Annotated in this window: 6 protein-coding genes and 1 tRNA gene; 3 read left to right on the plus strand and 4 right to left on the minus strand. The window is 48.1% G+C overall.

What is annotated here, in order from left to right:
* The first annotated feature begins 53 nt into the window (after positions 1 to 53).
* Positions 54 to 129, plus strand: a tRNA-Lys gene (locus Q4Q46_RS20030).
* A 239-nt stretch (positions 130 to 368) separates the two neighbouring features.
* Positions 369 to 1,532 carry a DcaP family trimeric outer membrane transporter gene (locus Q4Q46_RS20035; RefSeq protein ID WP_311906881.1) on the plus strand — a complete coding sequence of 388 codons (1,164 nt, stop codon included), beginning with the start codon at positions 369 to 371 and terminating at the stop codon, positions 1,530 to 1,532.
* 78 nt (positions 1,533 to 1,610) lie between these two features.
* On the opposite strand, the gene Q4Q46_RS20040 is transcribed toward Q4Q46_RS20035, so the two are convergent.
* The 3 genes from Q4Q46_RS20040 to acs all read right to left on the minus strand — a co-directional run bounded on the left by Q4Q46_RS20040 (position 1,611) and on the right by acs (position 5,859).
* Positions 1,611 to 1,871, minus strand: a complete 261-nt coding sequence (locus tag Q4Q46_RS20040) for a GrxA family glutaredoxin (RefSeq protein ID WP_006081259.1) — start codon at positions 1,869 to 1,871, stop codon at positions 1,611 to 1,613.
* Between the two features lie 60 nt (positions 1,872 to 1,931).
* On the minus strand, positions 1,932 to 3,686 hold the full coding sequence (gene radD / locus Q4Q46_RS20045; protein WP_311906882.1) for a DNA repair helicase RadD: 1,755 nt from the start codon (positions 3,684 to 3,686) through the stop codon (positions 1,932 to 1,934).
* Positions 3,687 to 3,906: 220 nt separating this feature from the next.
* The gene (gene acs, locus Q4Q46_RS20050; protein WP_012587884.1) at positions 3,907 to 5,859 is read right to left on the minus strand and encodes an acetate--CoA ligase; all 1,953 of its coding nucleotides are present in this window, start codon (positions 5,857 to 5,859) and stop codon (positions 3,907 to 3,909) included.
* A gap of 174 nt (positions 5,860 to 6,033) precedes the next feature.
* Here acs and Q4Q46_RS20055 point away from each other — a divergent pair, with 174 nt between their 5' ends.
* On the plus strand, positions 6,034 to 9,474 hold the full coding sequence (locus tag Q4Q46_RS20055) for a hybrid sensor histidine kinase/response regulator (RefSeq protein ID WP_311906883.1): 3,441 nt from the start codon (positions 6,034 to 6,036) through the stop codon (positions 9,472 to 9,474).
* A 141-nt stretch (positions 9,475 to 9,615) separates the two neighbouring features.
* Here Q4Q46_RS20055 and Q4Q46_RS20060 read toward each other — a convergent pair whose 3' ends face one another.
* Positions 9,616 to 11,217, minus strand: a complete 1,602-nt coding sequence (locus Q4Q46_RS20060) for a methyl-accepting chemotaxis protein (RefSeq protein ID WP_311906884.1) — start codon at positions 11,215 to 11,217, stop codon at positions 9,616 to 9,618.
* Positions 11,218 to 11,296 lie beyond the last annotated feature (79 nt).

Raw genomic sequence — 11,296 nt, forward strand, 5'->3', positions numbered from 1 at the left:
TCAGCATGATAAATGCAATAAAGAAGTGAACAGTTATATCGCAATACCAAGATGGGTCGTTAGCTCAGTCGGTAGAGCAGTTGGCTTTTAACCAATTGGTCGAAGGTTCGAATCCTTCACGACCCACCACGTATTACCCCGCTTTATCTCTCTCAAGTTATCCACTAAATTTACCAAGTTAAACTTCAATTCCAAGTACTAGATTTAATACCTTCGTTTTACTTATTTCGTTTCAAATGTTTTCCTAACATATTATTTATCCTGACATTTTCTACTTTTGTCTCATAGACCTATTGCCAATGTTTCTCACTTGTTAATTTGTCCATATTGGTTGCGGATAAATAATAACAATTGGGGAAAGACAAAAAATGAAACAAGCAAAACTAAGCTTGATGGGTAGTGCAATATTATTGGCATTAGCAAGTTCGGCCAATGCGGCATCACTAAAAGATACGGATGTTGAGTTTGGCGGTTATATCAAAGCTGACATTATGTTCAGTGATTATGGCAATGGCGCCCCGGATTCTGGGGATCTTTCTAGGCAGTTTTATGTTCCTGGTACTATTTATGGCAAAGAGGGTAATGGCAACCAAGTCGTGGATTTTCAAGCTCGCGAAACACGTTTTAATTTCAAAGCGACGACTGATATTGATGGTCATAAACTTTCTGGCTTTATTGAACTCGATTTTATGACCCACACCGATGGCAATGAACGCACATCCAACAGCTACTCGCCTCGTATTCGCCATGCATTTGTCTCCTATGACAATTGGACTGTAGGCCAAACGTGGACCACCTTCCAAAATGCTGCGGCATTGCCTGAGAATCTCGATTTTGTTGGTGCTGCCGATGGCACCCCGTTCGCCCGCCAAACACTATTGCGCTATACCCAAGGTAATTTCCAATTCGCGATTGAAAATCCTGAAACCACAGTCACGCCAAATCAAGGCGGTGCCCGCATTACCAGTGGTAGTGGGGTAATCCCCGATGTTATCGCGCGGTATAACCTCAAAACGGATGGCGGCGCGGCGTTCTCGTTTGCGGGTATTGCCCGTCAGTTGAATTTAGAAACTAAGATAGGTGCGACGCAGATTGATAGCTCAGCCCTAGGATATGGTGCCAGTGTGGCGGGCATTATTCCGGTCGGCAAAGATGATCTTCGCTTTACGGCCACCTATGGTGAAGGCTTAGGTCGTTATATGGCACTCAATTACATTAATGCGGGTGTGCTGGATGCCAACGGTGATATTGAGTCGATTCGTACTTTCGGTGGATTTGTGTCTTATCGTCATTGGTGGAATGAGCAGTGGCGCAGCAGTGTAACCTTGTCAGGCATGCAAGCGGATAACGATGCGGCTTTAACCGGTTCAGGCGTGAATAAGGATGCTTATTCTGGCTATATCAATTTACTTTACTCGCCAAGCAAACCGCTGACTTTTGGGGTCGAGTATATGTACGCCAAGAACAGTAAAGAAAATGGCGATGATGGTGATTTGAGCCGCATTATGTTCTCGGCTAAGTATGTGCTCTAATCTTACTTGCTTGCGATAAAAACTAAAAAGGAGACTTAGGTCTCCTTTTGCATTAAGCGGGTCACATATGTGTAGAGCTTAATCTAACAGATTGTTTTCGCGAACATATTGTTCGAAATCTGTGCAGCCACCTACGTGTTTCTCATCGACAAAAATCTGCGGTACGGTTTCAACTGGCTTACCGACAGTTTTCTCTAAATCTGCTTTAGAGATGCCTTCTGCGTGGATATCCACATATCTGAACTTAAAGTCATCACGTTTTTCAACGAGTTGCTCAGATAATTGCACAGCACGAACGCAATAAGGACAGCCTGGACGGCCAAAAATAACAACGAACATAATAGCTCCTTAGGATTACTTTAGTCGTTTTATACCATAGGCCTAAGTGAATTGATAATGTCAGCCGTGTTTATTTTCAGTTTGATAGCGGCCTTGATAATCAAAATAGCTTTCGAGCAGATCCCAGCCTTTTTTATGTTTCTTCAGTAGCAAGAGATCGGGCATGCGGAATTTATCCGCGTCGCTGATTAACTCTGTCACCTTAGTGTACTTTTTCGGTTTTAATCCCGGCGTTCGGCTATGGGGAAAGATGAATAAGGCATAGAGGGCTCGCCACTGTGCCGGCGTTTGCAATTTAAAGCGGCGATTAAATTCATTGCCGTCGATATCGAGGTATTGCACTTTCAGATTGCCGTCATCGTCGATGAGCGTCATATGTTGGCAGCGGAACAAATGATGGTGCTGCTGGCTGAGCACTTGGCGAAGGCGTTTATCGGGATCGATGAGAGTCGATTGGCAGTGCTGGCAAATGCGCGCGGTAATATCATTCTCTTCACCGCAATCAGGGCAAGATTTAGATCTAAATCGAAAGTCGCACTGTAGCTTTTTACCTTGCTGTTCGACTATGCCCTGACAACGGCGACCAAAGTGTTCAATGATGTCGCCATCGTCGTCCGTGAGTCCCCAGAAAATATTGGCAAAATCGCACACAGGGCAATGCACTTGCACGGGTACCGATTTACTGTTGGGTTTAGCTTGGCCGACCTCGGGGAAATACAAGTCATAACCATTGGCAGCATAGTCGATGATAAGACAATCTTTTTTGCCTTCAGCGATTCGCAACCCACGGCCGATCATTTGTTGAAATAGACTGACTGAGGCGGTTGGGCGCAAAATCGCAATCAAATCCACATGGGGCGCGTCGAAGCCTGTCGTCAACACTGCCACGTTGACTAAAAACTTGAGCTCTTGGGCTTTAAAACGTTCGATTGTCGCGTCACGTTCATTGTCGTGCGTTTGTGCCGTGATTATGGCGCTCTGTGCAGTGTGAACTTGGTTGAGTAGGCCAAAAATCTCATTGGCGTGACGCACCGTTGCCGCGAAGATGATAATGCCTCTTCTATGTTGGCTCAGTTCAATGAGCTGTTTCACTATCGCGGTAGTCGCGCGGCCGTAATGCCCCAGTAAATCGTTAACCTCAGCTTCGGCATACTCACCATTGTCGTTAGCTTTAAGTTGGCTGAAATCGTACTGGGCACTGAGGCCATCAAACAGGGTTGGCGCTGTGAGGTAACCTTGTTTAATGAGTGGTCTGATGGGCAGCTCGAACACACAATGTTCGAACACAGCATGTTCGGGAGACCCCACTTTGCCGTGATAGTGTTGCTGGTAAATCCAGCCAGTGCCAAGGCGATAGGGCGTAGCGGTGAGACCGAGCAATCTTAATTGGGGATTTTTCGTGCGTAAATGAGTGAGCACTTGCTGATACTGGCTGGTTTTCTCAAGGCTGACTCTGTGGCATTCATCAATAATCACTAGCGAGAACGGCTGGTCGAACTGCGTTAATCCCCGCGCTGCCGATTGAATGCTGGCGACGACGGTTTTTCCGTCAGTGGCTTTTTGATTCAACCCCGCCGCATAGATACTGGCTTGTGCCGTAAGTAAGCCGACTTTCTCAGCATTTTGCGCGACCAATTCTTTCACGTGGGTGAGCACTAAGACCCTGCCTTTAGCGATGCGCGCCAGTTCGGCGATCACTATGCTTTTGCCGGCGCCAGTGGGCAATACGAGTACGGCGGAAGCTTGGCTTTGCCTAAAATGGGCGATGGCGGCATTAACCGCTTGCTGTTGATAGTCTCTGAGTTTGACTGACACGCTGATAAAAAATCTATGCTGAATAAAAGTGAGGTCGCAAGCTTAACATAACAGGCAAAAAAAATGCCCCTGGTTGGAGGGGCAAGCTAGAGAAAGGAGCAATCACACACTCTCTCAACAGGGTTCACTTTTAACCTGAGGTTTAAAAAGGGAGGTTCAGGTTACGCTTAGCCTATTGGGCATAGACTAAGCGTTGTGGACGTTGTTCGTAACTCGGATATTACTCAGTACGATTCAAGCGTGATTCAATCAAGGTCTCGATCACAGCTGGATCGGCCAAGGTTGATGCATCCCCTAAGTTGGTCACTTCGTTAGCGGCAATCTTGCGCAGAAAGCGGCGCATGATCTTGCCCGAACGTGTCTTAGGTAAGCCCGTCGCCCATTGGATGAGATCTGGGGTTGCCAGCGCACCAATTTCTTTACGAACCCATTGACGCAGCTCTTGACGTAGCTCTTCGGTTTCTTCAGTGCCGCGGGTTAGCGTGACATACGCATAAATACCTTGGCCTTTAATATCGTGTGGGTAGCCAACTACCGCAGCTTCTGCAACCAGTTCGTGTGATACCAGCGCACTTTCGACCTCTGCCGTACCTAATCTATGGCCGGATACGTTGATTACGTCATCGACTCGGCCTGTTATCCAGTAGTAGCCATCCTCATCGCGGCGGGCACCGTCACCGGTAAAATACATGCCGCGGAAAGTTTTAAAGTAGGTCAGCACGAATCGTTCGTGGTCGCCATACACAGTTCGCATTTGGCCCGGCCAAGAGTCGAGTAACACTAAGTTACCTTCGTTCTCACCCTCTAAAATATTCCCCATGTTATCGACTAAGGCAGGTTGAACGCCAAAGAACGGACGGGTCGCTGAGCCAGGTTTAGTATCGGTCGCACCTGGTAGCGGCGTGATCAAAATACCGCCGGTTTCAGTTTGCCACCAAGTATCGACGATAGGACAATGTTCATGACCTATGACCTCATGGTACCAACGCCATGCTTCTGGGTTGATGGGTTCGCCTACTGAGCCCATGATCCTCAAGCTGCTTCCATCGAACTTATCGAAGTGTTGTTTACCTTCGGCCATCAACGCGCGAATTAAGGTTGGCGCTGTGTAAAGAATGCTTACTTTATGGCGGTCAATCATTTCGCCTAAACGGGCAGGGCTTGGATGATTCGGTACGCCTTCATGGATAAGCACAGTCGCACCATTGGCGAGTGGGCCGTAAACCATATAAGAGTGGCCAGTGATCCAACCCACGTCGGCGGTACACCAGTACACTTCGCCCGCTTTGTAGTCGAACACATACTCATGGGTCATAGACGCATAAACCATGTAGCCGCCAGTGGTGTGCAATACGCCCTTGGGATTACCGGTTGAACCTGAGGTATACAGCAGGAATAACGGCGCTTCGGCGTCCATTTCCTCTGGTTGACAGTATTCAGATGCTGTTTCCATCAGTGAATGCCACCACACATCACGACCTTCTACCCAATCCACTTTGCCACCCGTGCGCTTCAGCACTATGACTTTTTCAACCGTAGTGACATCAGGATTTTTTAAGGCATCATCGATGTTGCGTTTCAAGGGGATAGCACGGCCACCGCGCATACCTTCATCTGAGGTAATAATGACTTTTGATTTGCCATCAATGACGCGAGAGGCGATAGAGTCCGGTGAGAAACCACCGAAGACCACAGAGTGCACCGCGCCGATACGGGCACAGGCAAGCATAGCCACTGCGGCTTCTGGCACCATAGGCATGTAAATTGTGACTATGTCACCGCGGCGCACGCCTTGGCTGCGTAATGCGTTGGCGAATTTACACACCTCTGCATGTAATTCACCGTAGGTGATTTTGCGTTGTTCGCTGGCGTTATCGCCTTCCCAAATAATCGCCACGCGATCACTGTGCTCGGCTAAGTGACGATCTAAACAGTTGGCAGAAGCATTCAGGGTGCCGTCATAAAACCAGTTGATCGATAAATTATGATCATCAAAAGAGGTTTTTTTAATTTTGGTATAGGGTTTTATCCAATCAATACGCTTGCCGTGTTCTCTCCAGAAACCTTCAGGATTGACAATCGACTCTTGGTACATTGTTTTATATTTATCGTTGTTTACAAGTGCATTGGCAGCGATATTGCCGGAGACTTTGTAGAGAGACTGCGAGCTCATAGGGCTTCCCTTTTGAAAAATTGCGTGGACTGAGTATGGTATGCAAGAGGGCGGCAACTCCATTAGACCTTGGTCTAGTTTTAAATTTTCCTTTATATTTAGTCTGTTGCATTAAAAATCCGGCTAGATTTTAGACAGGTTTTATCGCACAATAATCAGAAAAAAGAGCAAAGTATGAATTTAACCTTAGTCGTCGCCGTTATTGCCGTCTGTTATGTCTCGCTTTTATTCCTATTAGCGTGGGGGGCGGAGCGTTGGTTTAGCCGGATCACCAAAAAGCTACAGGTCGGTATTTATGGCCTGAGCTTAGCGGTTTACTGCTCTTCGTGGAGTTTTTTAGGCACTGTTGGCCAATCGGCTAAGGATCTCTGGTCTTTTTTACCGATTTTTATCGGCCCCATTCTGATTTTTACCTTAGGTTTTGGCATGTTACGCAAGATGGTATTAGTGTCTAAGGCACAGAATATCACCTCAGTGGCCGACTTTATTGCCGCCCGATACGGCAAATCTCAAACCTTAGCCGCCTTAGTCACCTTAATCGCCTTGTTTGGCATCATGCCCTATATCGCCCTGCAGCTTAAGGCGATGGTGTTCAGCCTTAACCTGTTTCAACCCGCAGACGATCCCCTCGATGGCGTGACAATTCCGTTACTGATCACGTCTTTATTAGCCATATTTGCCATTTTATTTGGTACCCGCAAACTCGATGCCACCGAGCACAATCCCGGCATGATGCTGGCGATTGCCTTTGAGTCTCTGGTGAAGCTCGCCGCATTTTTATTGGTCGGCGTCGTCATTAGTTTTGGGGTGTTCGATGGTTTTGGGGATATTTGGCAGCAGGCGAATGCGCAGTCGCTGATCAATTATCCCAATCCCCGTATCGAAGCCCTAATGCCTGAGTTACTCGTCGGAATGGCGGCGTTTTTGTGTATGCCAAGGCAATTCCATGTGATGGTGGTGGAATGCGCCGATGAGTCTGTGTTGTCGAAAGGACGTTGGCTGTTTCCCATCTATTTAGCGCTTTTTGGTTTATTCGTTGGGCCGCTCGCCTTGGCGGGGAAAATTATCCTCGGCGATTCAGTGTCGGCCGATACCTATGTCATTAATTTGCCACTCGCTTTAGATCAACCTTTGCTGGCGGTGATTGCACTGCTGGGCACACTTTCGGCGGCAACCGGCATGGTGATAGTGGCGGTGGTGACTATTAGTGTGATGGTGAGTAACGAATGGCTGGTGCCCGTGATGCTGCGTACGGGCCATATCCGCGAGAAAAACTTCAGCCAGTTCTCACTGTTGTTACTCAATGCCCGCCGCTTGGCGATAGTGATCATTCTTGGCTTAGGTTATGGCAGTTATCTGGCCTTAGCGGACAGTGATTCCTTGTCCCATCTCGGCATGTTGTCCTTCGGGGCTTTTGCTCAGTTAGCGCCCGCCTTAGTGGGCGGACTCTATTGGAAACACGGCAATCGTGCTGGGGTATTTTTAGGGCTCGGCGTAGGCTTTACGCTGTGGTTTTACATCATGTTGCAGGGCATGACAGATGTGCAAAGTTCATCGGTGTTCTTGTCTGGCGTCGCGAGCGAGAAAGGCTTGCTAGATGCGATAACGCCCAATGTGCGTGATGCGCTGACGGCACTTTTTGCCAATATCGCCTGTTATATTTTGGGGTCTATTTGGTTTAGGGCGGGTGTGGCCGAGCGAATTCAGGCCAGTGCCTTTGTCAGTCCTGGCAAGTTGAAAAACAGCGCCAATAAGAAAAATGGCCCGATTTCACAGCAGGATTTGCTTATTCTTGCCAGTCGATTCGTCAGCCCAACACGCGCCTACGAGAGTTTTAGCCGTTTCTCTATTGATGCGGTAAAAAGTGATAGTTGGCATAAAGCGGCGCCGCCTGAGCTGATTTTCCACACGGAACGTTTATTGGCGGGCGTACTCGGCGCCTCAAGCGCAGCACTGGTGATGGATTCTGTGCTGCAAGGTCGCGATTTAGCGCTGGATGAAGTGTTCAGTCTAGTGGATGAAGCTTCATCGAAAATTATGCTCAGCCAAGACATGCTGCGCGGCGCGATTGAGCACGCCTATGAAGGCATGAGCGTGATAGATAACGATCTCAACCTAGTAGCTTGGAATTATAAATATGTGGAGCTGTATCAATATCCCGATGGATTCTTGCAGCAGGGCATGCCCATCAGCGAAGTCATCCGTTTTAATGCGGCGCGGGGTTATTGTGGTGAAGGTGAAATCGAACAGCAGGTTGAACAGCGGGTGCAGCACATGCGTAATGGCACGCCGCACACTTCTGAGCGCCATCGCTGGGACGGTAAAGTGATTAAAATTCAAGGTAATCCCATGCCAGACGGTGGCTTTGTGATGACCTTTACCGATATTACTCAGTATCGCGAGCAGGAGCGCGCACTGCTCGAGGCCAATGAAACCTTAGAAAGCCGCGTTAATGAGCGAACCTATGAATTAGCCATGTTGAATAGCGAGTTACTCGAGGCTAAGGCGCAGGAAGAAATCGCCAACGCCTCTAAGAGTCGCTTCTTAGCTGCTGTTGGCCATGATTTAATGCAGCCGCTGAATGCCGCGCGGTTGTTTACCGCATCTTTATCTCAGTATCCCAATTTAGATCGCGAGGCCAGAACCACCTTATCCCATGTGAATAGCTCGCTTAAGATCGCCGGCGAGTTGCTCACCGATCTGCTGGATATTTCGAAACTTGATTCCGGCATGGTGGAGGTGAATCGCCGTGACTTTGCGATTTCAGAACTGATCAATGGCTTATCCGTGGAATTTGAGGCGATGGCAGCGGACAACCAAATTCGTTTTAAGATGATCCCATGCAGTGCGACCGTTAATTCCGATCCTTCACTGTTACGCCGAGTCCTACAAAACTTTTTAACCAATGCCTACCGTTACGCCCGTGGTGGCAGAGTCTTGTTTGGTTGTCGCCATCGAGGTCATTACCTTGAGATCCAAGTATTAGACACGGGGTGTGGTATCGATGAAAAAGAAACCCAAGAGATTTTCAAAGAATTCAAACGGCTGAATAATCCTAAGAGCAACAATGTCAGCGGCTTGGGCTTAGGTTTAGCGATTGCCGATCGCATCAGTAAAGTGCTGGAACATGGTATTCAAGTCTCGTCCCATTTAGGGCGCGGCTCGGTATTCTCTATTTGTGTGCCGCTCGGGGAGACTGTGCGCCAGCCGCAAGTGAAGGCGTTGCCATCGCTGCTGCAGCCGTTATCGGGTATCAAAGTGCTGTGTATCGATAACGAAGAGGCGATTCTGGCTGGCTTAGAAAGTCTATTAAGTCGTTGGCAATGTGAAGTTATTTGTGCAAAAGATTTATCCGATGCACGCATTAAGCTGGGACTGAAAGGCGTCGCGCCCGATATTGTCCTCGCCGATTATCACTTAGATGATGGCCAAAATGGCGTCGATGCGATGGACGGTATTCGTGCCCTGTATGGCAAAGACTTGCCCGGCATTTTGATCACCGCCAATACCCGCAAAGAGCTGGTGGAAGATGTGCAGCGCCGCGGCTATCACTATATGGCGAAAATGATAAAACCTGCCGCGCTACGTGCCTTGATTTCTAGCTTGGTAAAATAAGCTTGGTATACGTGCTAGGTAACATGAGTTTAGTGACGTCGGTACGTTTATCGAAATGCCAAGATAATCGCGCAGTTTTTTATGCGGCTTATCTTGGCTAAACGGTTTGACACAGGTTTGTGGGTGTAACTAAATACATGACTAGAGTTTGAATACGGCCAGTTTATTGTTTAAATTCAGTGATAATTCGGCCAAACTTTCACTTTCTTGAGCCAAATAAGTTGCCGATTCAGAGACTTCGAGCGCTGAGTTATTAATCCCGCACACGTTTCTGTTCATGTCTTCTGCGACCACACTTTGTTCTTCTGCGGCGGTAGCGATATGGGTTGCCATGTCACTCACATGTTTGATATGGGTAACGATAAGCGATAAATCACCTCCCGCTTTTGCCGATTGACTCACACTGTTTTCTGCTAAAGCTCGGCTTGCATCCATTGCCTTAGCGGCGCTTACGGCCCGTTGTTGCAATAATGAAATCGTGTTCTGAATTTCTTCAGTCGATTGCCTAGTGCGACTGGCAAGTTGCCTCACTTCATCGGCGACCACTGCAAACCCTCGTCCTTGCTCGCCAGCGCGGGCGGCTTCAATGGCGGCATTCAATGCGAGTAAGTTAGTTTGATCTGAAATCGCGCTGATAACAGAGGTGACCTCGCTGATCTGCATGACTTCCTCTTTGAGCATGTTCACTTGGTCTGTCGCTTGCTCCACTTCTTTGGCAAGAGCATGAATACCATCTACGCTGGCGTGAACATCTTGGTCGCCAAGGCCAGCTTCCCAGGTGGCTTCTTTGGTATCTTTGGCTGTGCTCTCTGCATTGTTTGCCACATCAGCGATAGTGGCGCTCATTTCATTCATGGCGGTGGCAAGCTGGGCAAGTTGATCCCGCTGATTATTTACTGCTTGATTAGTTTCCTCTGCGGTTGAGGCGATGCGAGCCGAGGCCTGGGCAACATGATCAGCGCTATGACTCGCTTCCTGTAAGGTGTTACGAATCGAGCCAATGCTTTGGTTGATGTTGCGGGCTAAAGAGCCAAGCTCGTCTTTACCATAGACCTTTAATTGCGTAGTTAAATCCCCCTTAGTGATAGCGAGCATCGCCTGATTCACATCATCCAATGGCCGAGTAATAGAGCGGCTAATGGCATAACCTAGCCAAGCCATAAGCACAATAATGACAAATGTAATACCACCCATGGTGAGGTATTCATGCCAAATGGTGGCTTCGATATCTTGGAGCAACATGCCTGAGCCCAAGATCCAGCCCCAAGGTTTAAACCCCATTACCAATGACATTTTTTGCGCCGATTTACCGTTAGCTGTCGTCCAGCGGTATTCGACTAAGCCTTGTTTGCCATCACGGCCGAGTTCGACCATTTTGTACCAGTAGTTTTCTTCGCCTTGATTGCCCATCTGTTGGCCAACTAATTCTTTTTTGATGGGGTGGACGATGACGCGCCTCGATTCATCAATCACAAACAAGTAGTTATCACCATCAAAGCGCATGTCGTTCAACATGTCCTTGGCGGCTTGTTGTGCTTGCTCTAAGGGCTGTGATTGGGATAACGCCTGAATGCGGCTGCTGGCGAGGGACAATACGGCATTAAGCCGTGCTTCCCGCTCCGCCATCAGATTGTGCTTTAAAGCGGTAACAGAAATAACGAGTAAAATTAAGGCGCCTGCGAGGGCGATAATGAGCTGTAATGCGAGTTTGCGATTGACGGCTATGTCAGCGAGTTTGAACATATGATCTCCATGTCTTGGTGTAGCTATTTAAGCCATTCCTCAGCTCAATTTGTTGGCGGATATTGGCGAAAGATGTGTG

Origin of the sequence: Shewanella vaxholmensis (assembly GCF_031932135.1) — a bacterium.
GTDB lineage: Bacteria > Pseudomonadota > Gammaproteobacteria > Enterobacterales > Shewanellaceae > Shewanella > Shewanella hafniensis.

Bases quoted from the DNA above. Each gene is read 5' to 3' on its own strand.
- Q4Q46_RS20035 (WP_311906881.1), top strand. From the start codon at position 369: ATGAAACAAGCAAAACTAAGCTTGATGGGTAGTGCAATATTATTGGCA.
- Q4Q46_RS20055 (WP_311906883.1), top strand. From the start codon at position 6,034: ATGAATTTAACCTTAGTCGTCGCCGTTATTGCCGTCTGTTATGTCTCG.
- Q4Q46_RS20060 (WP_311906884.1), bottom strand. From the start codon at position 11,217: ATGTTCAAACTCGCTGACATAGCCGTCAATCGCAAACTCGCATTACAG.
- Q4Q46_RS20040 (WP_006081259.1), bottom strand. From the start codon at position 1,871: ATGTTCGTTGTTATTTTTGGCCGTCCAGGCTGTCCTTATTGCGTTCGT.
- acs (WP_012587884.1), bottom strand. From the start codon at position 5,859: ATGAGCTCGCAGTCTCTCTACAAAGTCTCCGGCAATATCGCTGCCAAT.